This is a genomic window from Microbulbifer variabilis (assembly GCF_052467165.1).
Map to the genome: position 1 here is coordinate 885,262 of NZ_CP174301.1, position 19,173 is coordinate 904,434.

Here is a 19,173-nt window from a genome sequence, read left to right on the forward strand (position 1 = left end):
AATGAATGCAACGGTGTTCATTGTCTTCGTGCGCTCAGGGGAGGGTGGTAATGGTTGTGATTCGCTGGCTCGCCCGCAAGTTTTGGCTGCTATCGGTTAGCCTGGTTATTGCCCTGGCGATCCTGGTTCAGACCGGCCGCTTGTTGTCCCCTCAGGTCGAAGAGTACAGACCGCAGATCAGCAGCTGGCTGTCAGAGCAGCTAGGGGTAACGGTGCAAATGGACCGGATTTCCCTGCGCTGGGAAGCCCTGGAGGTAGCACTGCAGCTAGATGGTTTACGCTTGGGGGAAAATGGTGAGCTGCGAATGGGGCACGGCCTTTTCCAGCTGGACTTGCTCGCCAGCCTTTGGAATCGCGAATTGGTGTGGAAAGATCTTCAAATGCACACTTTCGCCGCCGGCCTCAGCCGGAATGCACAGGGAGAGTGGCGCCTGGATGGCTTTCCTGATATTTCCCTGAAGCCTGATGGTAGGGTGGTTGCCGACCCCAAGGCAGCGGACCCTGCGCGATTGTTCCAGCTCAGCCCCAAGATCCAAATTCAGGATGCTGCAATCACGGTTCGGCTCCCCGATGACCAGCTGGCCGAGATTAACCTGCCGCAGATACTACTTGAAAACCAGGGTGATTTTCACCGCCTCGTAGCCCGTGCGTTTATTTCCCGTGAGGGAGAGATTGAGGATACGCATTCTGAAACCTTGCGATTAGTTCTTGAGGGGCGCGGTAACCCTCGGGATAAAAAGCGCTTCTCCCTGCGTGGTTATATGCAGCTCAATGAGCTGTTACTGGATGAAGATATCGTTACCCTTCTGCATGAACTGACTCCACTGCCGGATCGCTTTCACTGGCATGGGCGCAAATGGGCAGATGGTCGCTTGTGGCTTCACAGCGATGCCAAAAATGGCTATCGCCTGGTGGGGCAATTAGACCTCGCCCAAGTCGAGAAGCTGGACAGCGTACTAGATGACAGTGCAGAAGCCACTATCGCAAATGACCATGTTATGAAGCCGCTGCGGGCTTTCTCCGGCGATCTATCTGGACATTGGCTGCCCGGTGAACGTTGGCGCCTGGCTTTACAGGACATCCAGATCGATTGGCAGGATCTGCAGATGCCGCCACTCAATTTGCAGGTCAGCAGTGATCAGCAGGGATTATCTATGAGTGCCGATGTTGTCGATCTGGCGGGCTGGAGCGATATTCTCAAAAACCTGGATGTGCTCGAAGGGGCTGCTGATGATTGGTTGCGAGCCTTGGAGCCTGGAGGTGAGTTACGCCGGGTCCAGCTGTTGCGCAGCCCGGAGGGGGCGGTCAGTTTGCAGGCCAACCTGAAGGGTGTACAAGCCAAGGCATTCCGGGGGGCTCCTGCGATTACCAATTTGACTGGTTACCTTGAGCTTGAGGGTGCAAATGGCAGGGTAGAGCTAGATGGCTCAGCTTTTACCGCACACTTCCCAAATTTATATCGAAATACTTTTTCATTTGACCAGGCCAGTGGCACTGTGGCTTGGAACCTGGACAGGGATGCAAACGAGATCAGCATATTTTCTGGTCCTCTACGGCTTGATGGTGCTTTAGGGGAAGTTAATGGCCAGTTTATGTTATCCCTGCCTGTCAAAGCTCAGAGCCGACCGACAGATCTAGTGTTGGCTCTATCTTTACATGATGCTGCCGTTACTACCCAGGAACAGTTGGTACCAACGACTGTTAGTAAGGATCTACGCGACTGGCTCAATAAAGGACTGGGTGCAAGAAATTCCGGGCGAGTGGAGAGTGCTGCATTTATCTATCGAGGCAGTAGTTATCGAGCAGATGGAAAAGAGGAGTCACTGCAAGTTCTTGGGGCTCATCGCAATCGCCAAACTATACAGTTGGCAGCGGATTTTACCGAGGCTAGCTTGAAGTATGCTGAGGAATGGCCTTCAGCTGAAAATGTCGACGGGCGCTTGTTATTGAATGATGGAGCTGTTTCTGTTGGTGCGGCAAAGGCCAAACTTTGGAACATTGATGCCAGCGATATTTTCGTTGCAGTTGCCCCCCTTGCCGGGAAGGGATCGCGCTTGGATGTGCAGGCCCAGCTTTCCGGTCCTGCAGCTGATGGCCTCCGGCTTCTCAGGGAGTCCCCTCTGCGTCAGCAGTTGGGTAGTGGGTTTGATGATTGGCATTTGGCGGGAAATATTGCCGGCCAGCTCAATTTGACTCAAGCCTTGGGGGGAGCTGACCTGAATAGCAGCCAGCATGTAGATTTGCAGTTAAGTGATGGAGAGCTTGAGCTTAAGAACCTTCGTCTGCAGACACAGGAGCTGTCTGGGGATGTGATTTATGATAGCGAGAGAGGGCTTGCAGGTACACGGGTCAGCGGCACACTTTGGGGCAGACCTGTCAGCGCACATATCCGTCACTTTGGTAAGGGAGCTTCCAGGGACACACAGGTTGTAGTGGATGGTAATGCCGACATTGAGTCAATTTTTACCTGGAGCCAGCGACCCGAGCTGAAATGGCTGGATGGCGATATGGACTACCAAGCCCTGATCACTATACCTGCCAAAGCAAAGGAAGCCCCCTATGCAGCAGTTTTTGAGCTTACCTCCAACCTGGCGGGTATCAATGTCAACTTACCTGAACCTTTAGGTAAACCCGCTGAAGTAAAGACCAATTTTGTTCTGCGGGCGCCGATTGGTGACCAGGGCAGTTTATTCCACCTGAACTACGGTGAACATCTCCAGGGGCAGTTCTGGCTGGTACAAGGGGAACTTGATCGTGCCTCTATCGCCCTGAATGCCGAAGCTAAGCTCCCCGCCGAGCGTGGGTTGTCCATCACCGGTGATATTTCCAATATCGACCTACCCCGCTGGGAGAAGTTACTGGGTGTATATCGTGAAGCCCCCCCCTCTGCCGGAGATGGTGTTCTAAAACCTGGAGTTGAGGTTCTGGAGGAGCAGGCGGCGAGTGTATTCGACTCTGGCAAACCGGTTACCACCATAAATCTCGATGATCAAATAGCAGCTTCCGCCGAAGTTTTATCAGTGAGTCTGGATCTCAGTACCGACCGCTTGCAGTTGGGGGCTGTTGATATTGAGCATATTCATGTTACTGGCAATGGTGTGGGGGCTGATTGGAAGCTGGATTTCGATAGTGAGATGGCTGCAGGCGAATTGAAAGGCACTTTGGGTGGAGAGACACCTCTGAAGTTGCAATTGGCCCATTTACGCTTGCCTGCCCTTGAGAAAAAGAGTGAGCTTCAGCAGGACCCCTTCTCTCTGGAACCCTTCGCTGAGGAGGCCCCTGATCCATGGGCAGATTTCGATTTCCAGGTCTTGCCGGCTATTGATTTTAGCACTGAGAGCTTGCAGCTTGGTGATGAGGAGCTGGGGCGCTGGTCCTTTAATGTACGCCCCTCCAAAGAGCGTTTGGTTGTCAGTGATATTCGCGGTAGTGTGCGTGGTTTCCGTATTGAAGGGCGCGGCAAAGGTGGGGAAACTCTTGGTGCGCAGTTGATGTGGATACGCGATGCCGAGGGGAAGAGTTCTTCCCAGTTTATTGGTCGCCTGGCGGCCGATGATCTCGCTGATATCCAGCGTACAATGGGACATGAGCCTCTTATTGAGAGCAAGTCCGCCAGCTTTGATACCGCCTTGCGCTGGGACGGATCTCCAGCCCTGGTCAAAGGCAGTTTGCTCTCTGGGGAGCTTAAGATTGATATCCGGGATGGGCGTTTCCTTCGCTCTACAGGTACGGCTGGCTCTACGGTGTTACGCCTGTTATCTCTTTTTAATTTCGATACCTGGGCGCGTCGTTTGCGCTTGGATTTCTCTGATCTTTACAAGAGCGGTATGGCCTTTGATCGGGTTCGCGGGGAAGTGGTTTTTGAAGGGGATGGACAGCTGTTGATTGCGGTGCCTATTCAAGTGGAAGGGCCAACCAGTGAGCTGCAGATGGCTGGCAGGGTGAATCTGTTGCGCGAGGACCTAGATCTTACCCTAGTGGCAACTTTACCGGTAAGTAATAACCTTGCTCTGGTCGCTGCACTGGCAGGAGGACTTCCGGCTGCTGCAGGGGTATATCTAATTAGTAAGGCTTTCAAAAAGCAGGTGAAAAAAGTGGCCAGTGTTAGCTATCGTATCAGTGGCGACTGGGCAGATCCACAAATGCGTTTTGAAAGGCTGTTTGATGGCGGTGGTGCCGAGCGCCAGGGGGCTGCCTCATTAAAAGATAAAGCTGAGGCTGTGGAGGAGGTGGGCTCGGGGGGGCCATCTACGCCGCCAATAAGTACTGGTGCAGGAAGCTAGCTGTTACGATTTTTCTGAACTGCATCCACTTCAAGGCGCTCTAATCTTAGGATAACGGCAACGCGCTAGAGAATGGAGTTTTGCAAATGAAGAAATCTCAAATACTCGGCCCCCTGTTGGTGGTAGCCGTGGCATTATCGGCATGCTCCGAGGCCGATGACCAGCGTATCCAGGCGATGACCGTAGGAGAGGCCAAGGAGAGGATCTCCGAAGGTAAGGGGCTGGAACAGATTCCCAAATCGGTGTGGAAACAGATTCTGCCTGAGGATCGTTACAAGGTCCTGTGGAAAAAGGATACTGAGCGAGCCTTTACTGGTAAGTTACTCTACAACGAGGAAGAGGGGACTTATGTAACAGCTGGTTGCCGCCTGCCGGTGTTCAGCTCAAAGCACAAATATAAGTCAGGTACCGGCTGGCCCAGTTTCTGGGATGTGGCATATCCGCAAAATATAGTCTTAAAAGACGATTTTAGTTGGGGCCTGCGCCGTACAGAAGTGCTGTCAAAATGTGGGGAGCACTTGGGGCATGTATTTAAGGATGGTCCGGCACCGACACAACTGCGTTATTGCCTGAACTCCCTTGCCTTAGATTTTGAGCCAGCGACTGTAAACAAGCAATAATTAGCGATTGTTGCTAAAGGTCTTTCTGGGATGGTGGCTTGGTAAGCTGGGAGGGACTCGGGGCGGGAGAAATACCACCCCGGGCAGCTACTCTGGGGTATCAGGTATCCTGCATAAAAAAGTCGCGTAAGTAGCGGAACAATTTACGCTGATTTGTGGGGGGCTTATTGTTTTTAACCTCTCTTTGGGAGTCCCTTACCAACTGACGCAACTGTTGGTGATCCACTTGCGGATACTGATCAAAAAAAGAACCTTGGGCACTGTTCCCACCTTCAAGCAGGCGCTTGCGCCAATCCTCTGCCATTTTATCGAAGTGCAGGTGACGTTGGTCCCGCTCTTTGAATTTCAGCAAAACTGCCTCAATAGCTTCATGATCGCTACTGCGCATAAGTTTGCCGATAAATTGCATCTGGCGGCGGCGGGCCTCGTTAGATTTGATTCGTGCCATGGTATCTATGGCATCGCGCAGATCTTCATCCAGTGGTACTTCAGCAAGTTGGGCCTTAGATAGCTCAGTCAGTTGTTTGCCCAACTCCTGTAATTGGTGCATTTCCTGTTTGACCTGAGTTTTACTCTTTGGCAGGTCATCCTCATAATCATCGTTTTCGTACATCTCAAATTCCGCACGTTAACCGGGGCTTTCCCGATTTTGCTCTAACCAGAGGCATTGTGCCACTGGGATATTTCACGTCTCAGCCAAAATACCAGGTGGCAAGGCCGAGGAAAGACATAAACCCTACAACATCGGTGATGGTAGTCAGGGCTACGCCACCTGCCAGCGCTGGGTCAATACGCATAGCTCGCAAGGCTACAGGTAATATTGCGCCCGCCGATGCGGCGGTAAGCAGGTTAATTACCATAGCTGCGACAATGATAATGGCGATAGTGATATCGCTAAACCAGAGTGCGGCAATAACCCCCATAACCAGTGACCAGAGTAAGGCATTCAGGGCAGCTGAGCCCAGCTCGCGGGAGAGTAGCCAGTTCAGGTTACTTTTACCAATCTGTCCGAGTGCCATGCCCCGGATGACTACTGTGAGAGTTTGGCTGCCAGCAACGCCCCCCATACTGGCAACGATCGGCATTAACACTGCAAGTGCCACCACTTTTTCCAAGGTATTTTGGAATAAGCTGATAACCCAGGATGCGAGCAGGGCAGTTAGGAGGTTTATGCCCAGCCACAAAGCTCTCCTTCGAGCCGTACGCCTTACCGGGGCAAAGGTGTCCTCTTCTTCATCAAGGCCGGCCAGACTCATCAGTGAGTGATCGGCATCTTCGCGAATTACATCCACAATATCGTCAATTGTGATGCGGCCCAACAGGCGGTTATCCTCATCGACCACTGGCGCGGTGATCCAGTCGTACTTCTCAAATAGTCGGGCAACTTCGGTGTCGCGCATATCTGCAGGGATAGGTTCTACGTCGGTATTTACAACCTCGCGAACTGTTACTGATGGATCTGTAGTCAGTAGCTTTGATAGTGGCAGTAACCCTATGTACTGTCCCTTACGATTTACTACGAATAAGCTGTCTGTGGATTCTGGCAGTTGCTCGTGGCGACGCAGGTAACGAAGAACCACGTCTAGGCTAAGGTTAGGGCGCACAGAGATGGTATTGGTATCCATCAGGCCGCCGGCGGTGTTCTCATCGTAGGCAAGAACACTTTCCACTCGCAGTCGGTCGGTCTCGCTCATAGAGGAGAGAACTTCCGAGACAACACGCTCGGGAAGTTGCTGGAGGATATCAGCGATATCATCCGCATCCAGCCCCTCCATGATCTCCACCATCTCCTCGGTATCCATGGTGTCGAGGATCTGGCTGCGCACCTCATCTGTCAGCTCTTGGAGTACCTCACCTTCTACATCTCGCTCAATTAAATTCCAAAGTACCTGGCGAATGCGGGGAGGGGAGCTTTCTAGTAACTGGGCAATGCTCTGGGGGGTCAGGGTTTTGAGCATGCGCCGGACTTCCTGCCCAGTGCCGCTATCGAGCGCGGCAAATAGCTCGCTGAGCTGATTTTGGGCGCGGAATTTAATTTCGGCTTGAGGTGGGCTGGACACGACTAATCCTTACTACTTAGCGGTGATTGCGGGCTGAGGTCGCTTGGGATAAGTGGCGATTTTATGCCCATGGCGGGACTCTATCTAGAGGGGGCTATTTTTGCAAACTACTCGGCTTCGCCAAAGCGTTCTGATACCAAATCACTAATAGCGCTCACCGCATCGTCTTCGTCACGGCCTTCAATCTCCAATTCAAGTTCCGTTCCCTTACCAGCGGCTAGCAGCATAAGCGCCATTACACTCTTTCCGTCGACTGATTTGCCCTGGCAGTGTACTTTGACATCTGCAGAGAATCGCGCAGAGGTCTGGGCGAACTTACTGGCTGCGCGGGCGTGTAGACCGAGCTTGTTGATAATGGTGAGGCGCTGTTTTTGCATAAGTGCGTCTAAGTTAATTGGATGTTACTTCTGCTCACGATGCCGGATCTGAACGTTATTAAACTGTTTTGAAAAAATCTTGGCCAACTGCTCCACCATATATACAGAGCGGTGGCGACCGCCAGTGCATCCAATGGAGATGCAGGTATAACTGCGATTGCTTTTTTGGTAGGAGGGCAACCAGTTATTCAGGAAGCTGGTGATATCCGCCTGCATTTTACCGGTTTCAGGGTGGCCTTGTAGGTATTCGGCAACCTCGGGGTCCAGGCCGGTTTTCTGTCTCAGGCTTGTCTCCCAGTAAGGGTTTGGCAGGCAGCGTAAGTCAAATATCAGATCCGCATCTACGGGAACCCCGTATTTAAAGCCAAAGGATTGGAAAAGGATTGCCATGCTCTCTGACTTTTCACCTACTACCCGGTTTTTCACGAGTCCACGTAGCTCGTGCAAACTGAGATTGCTGGTGTCTATCACCATGTCCGCCATCGCAGAGATCGGTGTGAGTAGTTCCTTTTCCTGGTTGAGTGCTTCTAGTAGGTGGGTGCAGTCATTGCTGAGAGGGTGTTTCCGCCGGGTTTCACTGAAGCGCTGAACTAACACTGGTTCACGGGCGTCGAGGAAAATAACATCGCACTTTACGCCGTTTGCACGCAGGGATTCAATTACCCGTGGGGCCTGTTTGATATCCTGCCAAAGATTTCGGGCGTCGACGCCAAGAGCCAGCTGAGTACCCCCTTCTGCCGGTTGCTCGTGAACCCTTTTGACCAGTTCTGGTAGCAGGCTGGTTGGTAGGTTGTCAATACAGTTAAACCCTTCGTCCTCTAATAACTGAAGGGCAGAGCTTTTTCCGGAACCAGAACGGCCGCTGATAATAACCAAGCGCATGGGTGTCCCCTTTCTAAGGTCTGTGTATCACTGATTTTTAAAATAACTGCATTGTGATTGATAGTGACAGAGTGGTTGTCATCAACATTAGCATTTAACTTCAGTTTACCCATGGGCTGGTTCACTACCTGGATCACGCGGCTGCAGCGCTATCTATGGCAAGTGCGTAGAGTTCGTCGCTGGTCTTGGCCTGGCGTAACTTATCTCTTACTACGCTATTGGAAAATAGCGCTGCTATCTCGGCCAGAGTTTCTAAATGCTGCTGTTCCGCATCCTCGGGGACTAGTAGAACAAATAACAAATCAACAGGCTGGCGATCGATGGCGTCAAAATCAATTGCAGGCTCAATGGTACAGAGAACGCCAATTGGTTCTTCACAACCAGGCAGACGGCAGTGGGGGATCGCAACCCCCTCCCCAATTCCAGTTGATCCCAAGCGTTCTCGGGCAATCAATTGGTTGAAGATGGTATCGGAGTCATGTTGCGGGTATTGTTCGGCAATAGCCTGGGCAATATTGAGCAATAATTTTTTTTTGCTACTCCCCGCCAGATGGCAAAGGCTCAGGCGGGGAGAGAGTAAAGCTTCCAGTGTCATAGTTCAGCGGTGGTTCTGCAACTTCTCTTTGTGCTTCTTCAGTTGGCGGTCCAGCTTATCAGTCAGAGCGTCAATGGCCGCGTACATATCCTTGTCTTCCGAGCCGGCACAGAGGTCGTGACCATTTATATGTACTCTGGCCTCTGCTTTTTGGATCAATTTTTCGACGGATAGGATAACCTGAGCGTTAGTAATATTGTCGTAATGCCGAGAGAGCTTCTCCAGCTTGCTTTCGCAGTAGCTGCGCATTGGTGAGGTAACATCGACGTGGTGACCACTAATGTTGATCTGCATGGATTTCTCCTAATCGGGTGCATCACATACCGGCACGTCTCCCTTTCGGGTCGCAACCCTACTAGGAAGTGGCCCAGAATGGAAGGATACACTCAAAGTTTGGAGTTTGGTTGCAGAGGGGTGAAGTGTGGTGCCAACGAGTTTGTGACCCAGGTTCTTAAGTTGGTCTAAAAATCATATTTGTGGATCAGACCAGGCGTTTTCGCTCACTGGAAGAGGGAATTCCCATGGATTCCCGGTATTTTGCTACAGTGCGTCGCGCTACCTTAATGCCTTGCTGATCCAGTTCCTGGGTGATTTTGTTATCTGAAAGGGGCTTGCGAGGCGTTTCCGCATTTATAAGTTTGCGAATTAATGCACGAATAGCAGTGGAAGAGGCGTCTTCGCCAGAATCAGTGCTTACATGACTGGAGAAAAAGTATTTCAACTCAAAAGTTCCGCGAGGAGTGAGCATGTACTTTTGAGTGGTTACCCTGGAAATAGTAGATTCGTGCATGCCAATGGCTTCAGCTACATCCGCCAGTACCATAGGGCGCATGGCCTCAGGTCCCTCTTCAAAGAATCCCTGCTGTTTTTCCACGATGCAATTGGCGACCTTGAGCAGAGTCTCGTGACGGCTCTGTAGGCTTTTTAAAAACCAACGTGCCTCCTGTAAGTGGTCGCGCAGGAAGTTGTTATCTCTGGAGTTGTCTGCCCGCTTAACCATGGAGGCATAGTGACTGTTAACGCGAATTCTGGGGGTGATCTCCGGATTTAAGTTTGCCTGCCAGCCTAGCTCCCTACGTGAAACAATAATATCCGGGGTCACATAGGTGGCTTCCTGCTCAGCGAATCTCTCACCTGGATTAGGATTCAGGGTTTGGATCAGCCGGATGACCTCGCCCAGTTGGGCTTCATTTAGACGTGTGCGCCGACTTAACTGACGGAAATCCCGCTTGCCGAGAAGGTCAAGGTGGCGCTGGATAATACACTGGGCCTGTTTTAACCATGGAGTCTCACTGGGGAGCTGCTGTAACTGCAGTAATAGGCACTCTTGTAAATTACGCGCTCCGCACCCAGCAGGCTCAAATTGCTGGATAGCCCTGAGCACAGCAAGCACCTCATCCTCCCCAACAGAAAGGGAGTATGCAATTTCATCAAGAGGTGTGCATAGCAAACCATTAGGTTCTATGCCATCTATCAGATTTTCTCCGATTGATTTGTCCAGCTCGGAGAGGGTGGTCAGGTTGAGCTGCCATCGCAGGTGATCCTGTAGACCGTCCGTAGAGGTATTGCGCTCAAAACTGGGGTCTTCGTTCTCGGTGCTACCGCTGTGGCTGGTGTATACGTCATCCCAGCGTGAATCTACGGGAAGCTCTTCAGGAATGCTTTGACTCCAGTCACTCTCGATGAGATCCCGCTCCTCTACGGTATGCTCAGTAGGGGAGGTGGCCTGTTCGTTAATAGGCTCCGCTTGTAGCTCTGAGATATCTGCGCTGGAAGCTATTTCGTCAGTTTCAGCCTCCAGCATCGGGTTGCTATCCAGGGCGGCTTGGACTTCCTGTTGTAAGTCCAAAGTCGAAAGCTGCAATAGGCGTATTGCCTGTTGCAACTGAGGTGTCATGGTCAGCTGGGTACCGAGCTTTAGTTGAAGAGACTGCTTCATATTGGGGTGCTGCAGGCTGAGATCACATGGAGGTATAAATAACCTCAGATGGCGCAGACTACCCCGGCCTAAAAAGTATTACAAGCAATAAGCATGCCGGTTAGATTGGCTACCTTATTGTTAAGTAGCTCTTTCGGCGATTAATTTTGTCAATATTCAAGATGTCTGGTGACAAATGTAGCGATCTGTCTCTAAATGGTAAATTCATGTCCCAAATAGACTTCGCGTACCTGCTGGTTGGCCAGCACCTCATCTGGAGTGCCCGCTGCAATAATATGACCCTCACTAACGATATAGGCAGTCTCGCAGATATCCAGCGTCTCTCGCACGTTGTGATCGGTAATTAAGACGCCGATTCCACGATCTCGCAAATGGCGGATTATCTCCTTGATGTCATTGACGGAAATAGGGTCCACCCCAGCGAAAGGTTCGTCCAGCAGTACGAAGCTGGGGTTTGTTGCTAGGGCGCGGGCAATTTCTACCCGACGGCGCTCCCCGCCAGAGAGGGCCATTCCCAGACTGTTTTCAATATGTGTGATATTGAACTCCTGGAGTAGCTCCTGTGCTTGCTGTTGGCGCTCGGCGCGGGTTAAGTCTTTGCGGGTTTCTAGGATGGCTAGGATATTATCCCGAACGGATAGGCGGCGAAAAACAGAGGCTTCCTGGGGGAGGTAGCCAATTCCCTTTCTGGCGCGGCCATGCATGGATAGCCGGGTTATGTCCTCATCATCGATCAATACCTGACCAGCATCAGCCTGGACCAGGCCAGCAATCATGTAGAAGCATGTGGTTTTACCTGCACCGTTAGGCCCAAGGAGACCGACGACCTGTCCGCTAGAGACACTGACGGATACGTCCTGAACGACTTTTCTTTTCTTGTATTGCTTGGCTAGGTGTAACGCCTTCAGCGTTGGCATAGTATTTACCGAAATCTGTCCATGTTGCGAGCACAAACGCTCGCCGGTGAAGAGGGTGATAGATGAAATCTTTACTTTTTACGGCTCTGGGTAATGTCTTTACTGGCTGCCGTCGTTGCTTGGAGTCTGGCTTCCATCTTTTTTCTCTGGCTGCCAGATCATCTCTATCCGTTTGCCAGCTTGACCCTGGGCGCTCATTTGTTCGGTAGTTAGGTCGTAGTCAATTTTCTCTGCGGTTAAGGTGTTGCCGTCACGATCTACGTAGGCCTTCCCGGTAAGTTGTAGCTCTTCAGAGGCGACTGCATATTCGATGCGCTGAGCCCGTGCTTTTATCGGGTTCTCGCCTTCCAGTATTTTCTGTTGGAAGCGTGCAGGTTTGCCTAAGGCAATAACACGACTGATTTCCTTTTCCGGGGTGAAATAAACCTCTACTCGGTCCGCCTCTATCTTTAAAGAGCCTTGGGTTATCACTACGTTATTGTTATAAACCACTAGGTTGCTGCTTAAACCCGCATTCATCGCATCCGAGCTAATATTAATGCGCTGTTGGCGGTCTTCGGGGAGTGCGTTTGCCATTGACGTCGCAATCAGAAGCATGGTGAACGCGGAACTCTTGACTAGGTAGTGGCAAAGTTTACTTGGGATCATAGTTACTCTTTACATCGGATAGGATTTCCACCCGGTCTTCATTCAGGTATGCGCGCATTCCCTTTCCTTTAGTCTGGTTAGGACCCGAGCTAATAGTAACAATTTTGTCTGTTTCGGCGAATTCCTTATCTGGCAAAATAGTGATGCTTGATGTCTCCAGTTTGATACCACCAGGAGAAGGGAGTTCATCAATTTCTACATCACCACTTAAAACAACACGCTCACCACGGTTGTATGCTGCTCCCTGCCTGGACTCAGTGCGCCACTTCGGCTGGTCTTCCTGGAAGAAAAGCATTCGAGGCTCGGTGAGTTCGGCCCTGTCTCGGCGCTTGAACTGGTAATAGGTAATTTGTTCTGCATCAACTCGGTAGGCTAGATTTCCTTCCTCATTAAAATGACGAGTTTTGGCATCGCGGATTATCAAATCGGCAGCACGGCCCTGTTGTTGAGGCGTTGGACGGATTCCCAGCAACTGCTCCGGAGGGCTTTCGGAAAACCAGAGTCCTGCGCTGATGAGCGCTACCACAAATAAAAGTGGCAACCAGGTGCGCATCACTGCTCTCCGATATAAGGTGCTAAGGCTGCGTCAAAAGTACCCTGGGACAGCATGATGCGATCACAGACTTCACGGACAGCGCCCTCGCCACCTCGGGAACTGGTTATCCACAAGGCGCGGTCTTTCACAGGAGGAGCAGCATTGGGGGGTGCGATAGGGCAACCAATATGCGTCATCACCAGCAGGTCCGGGTAGTCATCGCCGATATACGCAATATCTTCAAGGCGACAGGGCTCATCAGCGAGTAGCTCTTTTAGTGCTGCAAATTTGTCTTCCCGGCCTTGGATCAGCTTTTTAATACCTAGGTCATGAGCGCGGCGTTCGACTACGCTGCTGCGCCTGCCTGTGATGATGGCTACTCTCACTCCAGAGTTCTGCAGCATTTTAATTCCATGTCCATCCAGTGTATTGAATGTCTTGAGCTCATTACCACTATTGTCAAAATATAGTTTGCCATCGGTTAGGACTCCGTCCACATCCAAGACCAACCAGCGCACCTTTTTAAGTGCAGAATTCAATTCTTTTTCAGAAATCACCGGGTATTCCTTACATGCTGTGATGGGCGATATTTTTTCGCTCAGTAACTTTTGATTATCTCAGATTACTCCGGCGCGGAGAATATCGTGCATATGTAATACGCCGATTGGGAAGTGTGCTTCGTCTTCTACGACCAGTGCAGTGATTTTGTAGTCTTCCATGATCCTCAAAGCTTCAGCAGCCAGGGTATCAGCTGAGACTGTTTTAGGTCGGCGGCTCATCACCTGTTCCATAGTGGCTATGTCCAACTCTATTTTTTGGTCAATAACACGGCGTAGGTCACCATCAGTGAAAACTCCGAGAAGTTCTCCTTTGGGGTCGACAATAGTTGTCATTCCGAAGCCTTTACTGGTCATCTCTAATAGGGCCTGGGATAACAAAGTATCAGTATGTACCTGGGGCAACTCATCACCTGCATGCATTACATCTTCTACTTTTAATAGCAGGCGTCTTCCCAGGGCACCGCCTGGGTGGGAGAACGCAAAGTCTTCTGCAGTAAAGCCTCTGGCTTCTAATAAGGCTACAGCCAAGGCATCGCCCATCACCAATGTGACAGTCGTTGAGGAGGTGGGGGCTAGATTCAGGGGGCAGGCTTCAGTTTGTACAGCAATGTCCAGGTTGACGTCGGCCGCTTGGGCAAGGGGGGAGTCTCTTTTACCCGTCATACTGATCATTGGAATACTGAGTCGCTTCAGCAATGGAAGCAGAGTCAGCACCTCTGCGGATGAGCCTGAATTGGAGATGGCAATTACCAGATCGTCGCGGGTTATCATTCCCAGGTCCCCATGGCTGGCCTCGCCTGGGTGAACGAAAAAGCTAGGGGTGCCTGTGCTGGCCAGTGTGGCCGCCATTTTACGGCCGATATGCCCCGATTTCCCCATGCCGGTAACAATAGCGCGTCCACGGCATTGTAAAATCATTTCACAGGCGCGTTGAAACTCACCGTTGATTCTTTTTTCCAGTTCAGCAACGGCTTCCACCTCCATGCGAACGGTACGCCGTCCTGCTTGTAACACTAAATCTTGGGTCATTGAGTACCTCTGGTTAAGCACTTTTGTTTGTCGGGGATATTGGTCAAAGTAGTTCTTCGCCTATGGCGCCTAAATTCACTTGTCAGGCTCTGGCGCCGGTGGCTTTGACCAGGTCACGGCTGTTGTCGTGCTAATCTATATTATTAGCGGGTAGCTGGCTCTGTAAGAGTCCAGAAATTGGCTCAGGGCATTAAATGACACGCTCGCACACCGCCACAACTCCGGGCGCGGCCATGGTATAGTCTGCCGCCGCCGCTGTCAGCTCTGTCACTCAAAGGACGATCGACAAGGCCTCAGGGGTTCCTATGGGACTTAAGGGCAGTGGCATCGTCATGGCACTTATTAAAGCCATGTGCGTCCAAGGAATGATTTGCTAATTGGAGATTATTTGTGAATACATCATTTTGGGCTGGTCGGTACGATTTCTCCCGGTGGCTTAGTTTTTTACTCTTCGCGTTAGTGGTTTCTGTCGCGGCTCCTGTGGCACACGCCAACCAAAACCCCTATAACATGATCGAGGGGGTTTCCCAAAAGTTGCTGGGTGTAATTAAGACAAATTCTCAGTACGCTAATTCTGACCCCCAGAGATACTACAGTGCGGTTGAGGGCGTTCTGGACCCAGTGGTGGATTTTGATTTTATTGCGCGTGGTGTTATGGGGCGTTATGCCAAGCAGGCCACGGCGACGCAACGCTCCCGCTTCACCAGTACATTCCGTCGTGACCTGGTGGCAACCTTCGCACGTGGTGTGGCAAATTTTGGTAATTTGGACGTGAAAGTTGTCAATCCTGGAACCCTTCCCTCTGGAAATCGGGTTAATGTTTTACAGGAAGTGCGCAGTGAAGAAGGCATCACCAAAGTATCCTATACCCTGGTACGTAATCGTGCGGGACAGTGGAAGTTGATTAATGTCATTCTGAATGGCGTCAATCTGGGCAAAACTTTTCGCAGCCAGTTTGCCCAGTCCATGCAGACCTACGGTGATATCGACAAGGTCATATCCAACTGGTCTGCTGGTGAAGATGTTGTCGATAAGGTGAGCTAGTTAGCGAACTTGGGGCGCGCAGCTGCGCGCTTTCCCCGATTCAAGTACACTTGCGTGCTGTTTTCTAACTCAACGCAAATCCCGCCTATGCAACCAGATGAAATCAAAGCCCTGATTGAGGGTCATATTCCCGAGAGTAATGTCGATGTCACTTTTGAAGGCAGTCACCTGCTGGTAACTGTGGTCAGTAGTGCCTTTGAAGGTTTGAGCCGCCTAAAAAAGCAGCAACTTGTTTATGCAGCGCTCAATGAAAAAATTGCCGATGGTACTCTTCATGCAGTACAGATGCAGACACTTACTCCAGAAGAAGCCAGTCGTTAACCTGTCACTGTGAAAACAGCGACTCCCGAAATATGAGACCGAATGGATAAGTTAATAATAGAGGGCGGCAGCCCTGTATCCGGTACATTGCGAATTTCCGGCGCGAAGAATTCTGCGCTGCCTATTTTGGCTGCTGCCCTGTTGGCAGATGGCCCGGTACATATTCACAACCTGCCGCACCTTAATGACATCACCACTATGATCACCCTACTGCGCTGCATGGGTTGTGATGTCACAATTGACGAAAAGCTAGGTGTAGAGATAGATCCCCGTTCAGTCAATGACCTGACAGCACCCTACGAACTGGTAAAAACCATGCGGGCATCAATACTCGTGTTGGGGCCATTATTAGCTCGCCACGGGGTGGCAAACGTGTCTTTTCCCGGGGGATGCGCTATCGGTAGCCGTCCCGTAGATATCCATCTCAAGGGGCTGGAGGCTATGGGCGCCGAAATCGCAATTGACGGTGGTTTTATCCGTGCGCGTTCCAACGGCCGCCTCAAAGGTGCCAATATCGTCATGGAAAAAGTGACTGTGGGCGGCACTGAGAACTTGCTAATGGCCGCGGTGTTGGCGGAAGGTACAACCGTTCTGCACAATGCGGCGAGGGAACCCGAGATTGTCGATTTGGCAGAATTCCTGATCGCCATGGGCGCGCAAATTGAGGGTGTAGGCACTGATACTTTACGTATTCACGGAGTTCCAAAGTTAGCTCCCTGTACATTTACTGTTATGCCCGATCGCATTGAGACAGGCACCTTTCTGGCGGCTGCTGCAGCTGCACGGGGTAAAGTACGTTTATTGCACACTCGTGCTGATATTCTTGATGCCGTATTGCTTAAATTTGAGGAAGCTGGTGCGCACTTGAGTTGTGGGGATGACTGGATTGAGCTGGATATGAAGGGGAATCGCCCCAAGGCTGTTAGCTTTCGCACGGCACCTTATCCGGCATTTCCCACAGATATGCAATCTCAGTTTACTGCGATGAATGCTGTGGCTGAAGGTAAAGGAGCAGTGGTTGAGACCATTTTTGAGAATCGCTTGATCCAGGTGCATGAGTTAAACCGCATGGGAGCCAATATTACCCTGGAAGGTAATACTGCTTTTGTTACTGGTGTGGAGAAGCTTAAAGGGGCTCCTGTAATGGCCTCTGATTTGCGTGCCTCGGCCAGCCTGGTAATTGCGGGTATGGTGGCTGAGGGTACTACTACTGTGGATCGTATCTACCATATTGACCGTGGCTATGAATGTATTGAGGAAAAATTACAGCAGCTGGGGGCGAATATTCGCCGCGTACCCGGTTAAAGGGAAACTCGCCGCCTCTTTTCTTGAGGCGGCTGCCAGAAAATAATCCGGCCTTATCATGACTATGCAAATCACTATCGCTCTGACCAAGGGGCGAATCTTGCAAGAAACCCTACCATTGCTCGCTGCTGCAGGGCTGGAACCACTGGAGGACCCTGGCAAGAGTCGTAAATTGATTTTCCCAACCAACTGTGACGGTATTCGCCTGTTACTTCTTCGAGGTGTTGATGTGCCTACCTATGTGCAGCATGGCGCTGCGGATATGGGAGTAGCTGGTAAGGATACCCTGCTCGAGCATCACTCAGATGGCATCTATGAGCCTCTGGATTTGGGAATTGCTCGTTGTCGCCTCATGGCTGCTGGTGTGAAGGGTGCAACTTTGCCTAGCGGTCGGATTAAAGTGGCAACTAAGTTTGTGGAGAGCGCCAAGCGCCATTACGCTGCCAAGGGGCGTCAGGCAGATATCATCAAATTATATGGTGCAATGGAGCTGGCTCCACTAATGGACCTGGCTGATGAGATTGTAGATATTGTCGATAGCGGAAATACCTTGAAAGCCAATGGCCTGGAGGCTCGTGAGACTATTGCGCATATTAGTAGCCGTCTGATTGTCAATAAGGCAGCCATGAAGATGAAGTACAAGCCTATCAGCGACTTGATTGAGAAGCTGGCAGCGGCAGTTGCATAAAGTGAAAAAGTCTAGGAAATCATGACTAAAAAGAGTATTCGCCGGCTGAATGCCACCGCTGATAATTTTGATACAGAGTTGAAGCAGCTTCTGTCCTGGGAGACGGTGGCTAGTCAGAGCGTTGAGGCGACTGTTGCGGAGATACTCCAGCAAGTACGCAATTGTGGTGATGCTGCCGTCATCGAATATACCAATCGTTTTGACAGTCGCGAGTTAACCTTGGCGGAAGAGTTTGCACTTGACTCATCCGATTTATTTGCAGCACTTGAGCGTATTGGTGCTGATGAGCGTGAAGCTCTGGAGACTGCCGCACAGCGAGTGCGTGAATATCACAAGCATCAGCGGCAGGAATCCTGGCGTTATACCGAGGCTGATGGGACTGTACTTGGCCAACAAATTATGCCGATGGAGAGGGTTGGTATCTACGTACCCGGTGGTAAGGCCAGCTATCCGTCGTCCGTATTAATGAATGCGATTCCGGCGAAGGTTGCGGGCGTCGATTCCGTCATTATGGTAGTGCCCGCTCCTGAGGGGGTACTTAACGATCTGGTTCTGGCAGCTGCGGCAATCGCAGGTGTTGACAGGGTGTATACCATTGGTGGGGCTCAGGCTGTAGCTGCTCTTGCTTATGGCACTGAGACAATTCCTGCTGTGGATAAGATAGTGGGCCCCGGCAATGTTTTCGTTGCCGCTGCTAAACGCGCGGTGTTTGGTCATGTAGCCATTGATATGATTGCGGGCCCTTCGGAGATATTGGTGATTTGTGATGGTGCTACCGATCCCGATTGGATCGCTATGGACCTTCTATCTCAGGCTGAGCATGATGAGCAGGCCCAGTCGATTCTGTTGTGCCCGAATGTGGCATTCCTGGACGCAGTGGAGGCCTCCCTGCAGCGCCAGTTAACCGACCTGCCAAGAGCAGAAATTGCGGCTAAGTCCCTCGCTGATCGTGGGGCTTTGATACTGGTTGACTCTGTGAAGCAAGCATTGGAAATTTCCAATCGCATAGCTCCTGAACATCTTGAGGTTTCTGTGGCAGATCCAGAGTCCCTTCTCCCACAAATTCGCAATGCCGGTGCAATTTTCCTGGGGCGCTATACTGCTGAAGCTTTGGGAGATTATTGTGCGGGTCCTAATCATGTGCTGCCAACCAGTGGAACTGCACGTTTCTCGTCGCCACTGGGTGTGTATGATTTCCAAAAGCGCAGCTCTGTTATTTATTGCTCTCCTGAGGGCGCCGATAAACTCGGCCGTGTTGCCGCTACTCTTGCTCGTGGTGAAGGCCTTGAGGCCCATGCGCGCTCGGCCATCTATCGGGTAAAGCGTTAAGTTGCCAGCTTGCCCTCTTGTGCAAATAGTTTGTCGGAAGG

General features: G+C 51.2%; 19 protein-coding genes. 7 read left to right on the top strand and 12 right to left on the bottom strand.

Going from position 1 to position 19,173, the window contains the following annotated elements; all coding sequences use genetic code 11:
- Nucleotides 1-50 precede the first annotated feature (50 nt).
- Both ACJJIP_RS03840 and msrB read left to right on the top strand, forming a co-directional pair.
- A complete protein-coding gene (locus ACJJIP_RS03840; RefSeq protein WP_444946256.1) occupies nt 51-4,283 on the top strand; it encodes a YhdP family protein in 4,233 nt (1,410 codons plus the stop codon).
- A gap of 86 nt (nt 4,284-4,369) precedes the next feature.
- Entirely contained in the window at nt 4,370-4,903 is a 534-nt protein-coding gene (msrB, locus tag ACJJIP_RS03845) for a peptide-methionine (R)-S-oxide reductase MsrB (protein WP_444946257.1), read from the top strand.
- A gap of 100 nt (nt 4,904-5,003) precedes the next feature.
- Here the strand turns inward: msrB and yjgA are convergent, their stop codons facing one another.
- The 12 genes from yjgA to ACJJIP_RS03905 all read right to left on the bottom strand — a co-directional run bounded on the left by yjgA (nt 5,004) and on the right by ACJJIP_RS03905 (nt 14,445).
- A complete protein-coding gene (yjgA, locus tag ACJJIP_RS03850) occupies nt 5,004-5,516 on the bottom strand; it encodes a ribosome biogenesis factor YjgA (RefSeq protein ID WP_020412576.1) in 513 nt (170 codons plus the stop codon).
- A 79-nt stretch (nt 5,517-5,595) separates the two neighbouring features.
- Nucleotides 5,596-6,963, bottom strand: a complete 1,368-nt coding sequence (gene mgtE / locus ACJJIP_RS03855; RefSeq protein WP_020412577.1) for a magnesium transporter — start codon at nt 6,961-6,963, stop codon at nt 5,596-5,598.
- A gap of 107 nt (nt 6,964-7,070) precedes the next feature.
- Nucleotides 7,071-7,340, bottom strand: a complete 270-nt coding sequence (locus tag ACJJIP_RS03860) for an HPr family phosphocarrier protein (protein WP_020412578.1) — start codon at nt 7,338-7,340, stop codon at nt 7,071-7,073.
- Nucleotides 7,341-7,364: 24 nt separating this feature from the next.
- The gene (gene rapZ, locus ACJJIP_RS03865) at nt 7,365-8,222 is read right to left on the bottom strand and encodes an RNase adapter RapZ (RefSeq protein ID WP_444946258.1); all 858 of its coding nucleotides are present in this window, start codon (nt 8,220-8,222) and stop codon (nt 7,365-7,367) included.
- 133 nt (nt 8,223-8,355) lie between these two features.
- Nucleotides 8,356-8,817: a PTS IIA-like nitrogen regulatory protein PtsN gene (ptsN, locus tag ACJJIP_RS03870; RefSeq protein ID WP_020412580.1), complete on the bottom strand. Its 462-nt coding sequence runs from the start codon at nt 8,815-8,817 to the stop codon at nt 8,356-8,358.
- Between the two features lie 3 nt (nt 8,818-8,820).
- Complete coding sequence (gene hpf, locus ACJJIP_RS03875; protein WP_020412581.1) at nt 8,821-9,111, bottom strand: ribosome hibernation-promoting factor, HPF/YfiA family; 291 nt, start codon at nt 9,109-9,111, stop codon at nt 8,821-8,823.
- A 187-nt stretch (nt 9,112-9,298) separates the two neighbouring features.
- Nucleotides 9,299-10,756 (bottom strand): RNA polymerase factor sigma-54, encoded by a 1,458-nt coding sequence (locus ACJJIP_RS03880; protein WP_444946259.1) that lies wholly within the window; start codon nt 10,754-10,756, stop codon nt 9,299-9,301.
- Between the two features lie 191 nt (nt 10,757-10,947).
- Nucleotides 10,948-11,673: an LPS export ABC transporter ATP-binding protein gene (lptB, locus tag ACJJIP_RS03885; RefSeq protein ID WP_026304998.1), complete on the bottom strand. Its 726-nt coding sequence runs from the start codon at nt 11,671-11,673 to the stop codon at nt 10,948-10,950.
- A 99-nt stretch (nt 11,674-11,772) separates the two neighbouring features.
- Nucleotides 11,773-12,249 (bottom strand): lipopolysaccharide transport periplasmic protein LptA, encoded by a 477-nt coding sequence (gene lptA, locus ACJJIP_RS03890; protein ID WP_245556673.1) that lies wholly within the window; start codon nt 12,247-12,249, stop codon nt 11,773-11,775.
- Nucleotides 12,250-12,307: 58 nt separating this feature from the next.
- Nucleotides 12,308-12,874 (bottom strand): LPS export ABC transporter periplasmic protein LptC, encoded by a 567-nt coding sequence (lptC, locus tag ACJJIP_RS03895; RefSeq protein ID WP_020412585.1) that lies wholly within the window; start codon nt 12,872-12,874, stop codon nt 12,308-12,310.
- A complete protein-coding gene (locus tag ACJJIP_RS03900; RefSeq protein ID WP_020412586.1) occupies nt 12,874-13,413 on the bottom strand; it encodes a KdsC family phosphatase in 540 nt (179 codons plus the stop codon). The genes lptC and ACJJIP_RS03900 overlap by 1 nt, the downstream gene beginning before the upstream one ends.
- 60 nt (nt 13,414-13,473) lie before the next feature.
- Nucleotides 13,474-14,445, bottom strand: coding sequence for a KpsF/GutQ family sugar-phosphate isomerase (locus tag ACJJIP_RS03905; RefSeq protein ID WP_020412587.1), 972 nt, complete (start codon nt 14,443-14,445; stop codon nt 13,474-13,476).
- A 390-nt stretch (nt 14,446-14,835) separates the two neighbouring features.
- On the opposite strand from ACJJIP_RS03905, the gene ACJJIP_RS03910 reads away from it, so the two are divergent.
- The 5 genes from ACJJIP_RS03910 (at nt 14,836) to hisD (ending at nt 19,132) form a co-directional block, all read left to right on the top strand.
- A complete protein-coding gene (locus tag ACJJIP_RS03910) occupies nt 14,836-15,489 on the top strand; it encodes an MlaC/ttg2D family ABC transporter substrate-binding protein (RefSeq protein ID WP_353376024.1) in 654 nt (217 codons plus the stop codon).
- An 87-nt stretch (nt 15,490-15,576) separates the two neighbouring features.
- On the top strand, nt 15,577-15,810 hold the full coding sequence (locus ACJJIP_RS03915; RefSeq protein ID WP_020412589.1) for a BolA family protein: 234 nt from the start codon (nt 15,577-15,579) through the stop codon (nt 15,808-15,810).
- 42 nt (nt 15,811-15,852) lie between these two features.
- Nucleotides 15,853-17,115: a UDP-N-acetylglucosamine 1-carboxyvinyltransferase gene (murA, locus tag ACJJIP_RS03920; RefSeq protein WP_020412590.1), complete on the top strand. Its 1,263-nt coding sequence runs from the start codon at nt 15,853-15,855 to the stop codon at nt 17,113-17,115.
- Nucleotides 17,116-17,173: 58 nt separating this feature from the next.
- Entirely contained in the window at nt 17,174-17,803 is a 630-nt protein-coding gene (gene hisG / locus ACJJIP_RS03925) for an ATP phosphoribosyltransferase (RefSeq protein WP_353376025.1), read from the top strand.
- A 21-nt stretch (nt 17,804-17,824) separates the two neighbouring features.
- Nucleotides 17,825-19,132 (top strand): histidinol dehydrogenase, encoded by a 1,308-nt coding sequence (hisD, locus tag ACJJIP_RS03930; protein WP_020412592.1) that lies wholly within the window; start codon nt 17,825-17,827, stop codon nt 19,130-19,132.
- Nucleotides 19,133-19,173 lie beyond the last annotated feature (41 nt).

Coding starts and splice junctions, on each gene's coding strand:
- ACJJIP_RS03860 (WP_020412578.1), bottom strand. CDS start 7,340: ATGCAAAAACAGCGCCTCACCATTATCAACAAGCTCGGTCTACACGCC.
- ACJJIP_RS03840 (WP_444946256.1), top strand. CDS start 51: ATGGTTGTGATTCGCTGGCTCGCCCGCAAGTTTTGGCTGCTATCGGTT.
- lptB (WP_026304998.1), bottom strand. CDS start 11,673: ATGCCAACGCTGAAGGCGTTACACCTAGCCAAGCAATACAAGAAAAGA.
- hpf (WP_020412581.1), bottom strand. CDS start 9,111: ATGCAGATCAACATTAGTGGTCACCACGTCGATGTTACCTCACCAATG.
- lptA (WP_245556673.1), bottom strand. CDS start 12,249: ATGGCAAACGCACTCCCCGAAGACCGCCAACAGCGCATTAATATTAGC.
- ACJJIP_RS03905 (WP_020412587.1), bottom strand. CDS start 14,445: ATGACCCAAGATTTAGTGTTACAAGCAGGACGGCGTACCGTTCGCATG.
- rapZ (WP_444946258.1), bottom strand. CDS start 8,222: ATGCGCTTGGTTATTATCAGCGGCCGTTCTGGTTCCGGAAAAAGCTCT.
- ACJJIP_RS03915 (WP_020412589.1), top strand. CDS start 15,577: ATGCAACCAGATGAAATCAAAGCCCTGATTGAGGGTCATATTCCCGAG.
- lptC (WP_020412585.1), bottom strand. CDS start 12,874: ATGCGCACCTGGTTGCCACTTTTATTTGTGGTAGCGCTCATCAGCGCA.
- hisG (WP_353376025.1), top strand. CDS start 17,174: ATGACTATGCAAATCACTATCGCTCTGACCAAGGGGCGAATCTTGCAA.
- msrB (WP_444946257.1), top strand. CDS start 4,370: ATGAAGAAATCTCAAATACTCGGCCCCCTGTTGGTGGTAGCCGTGGCA.
- murA (WP_020412590.1), top strand. CDS start 15,853: ATGGATAAGTTAATAATAGAGGGCGGCAGCCCTGTATCCGGTACATTG.
- hisD (WP_020412592.1), top strand. CDS start 17,825: ATGACTAAAAAGAGTATTCGCCGGCTGAATGCCACCGCTGATAATTTT.
- yjgA (WP_020412576.1), bottom strand. CDS start 5,516: ATGTACGAAAACGATGATTATGAGGATGACCTGCCAAAGAGTAAAACT.
- ptsN (WP_020412580.1), bottom strand. CDS start 8,817: ATGACACTGGAAGCTTTACTCTCTCCCCGCCTGAGCCTTTGCCATCTG.
- ACJJIP_RS03880 (WP_444946259.1), bottom strand. CDS start 10,756: ATGAAGCAGTCTCTTCAACTAAAGCTCGGTACCCAGCTGACCATGACA.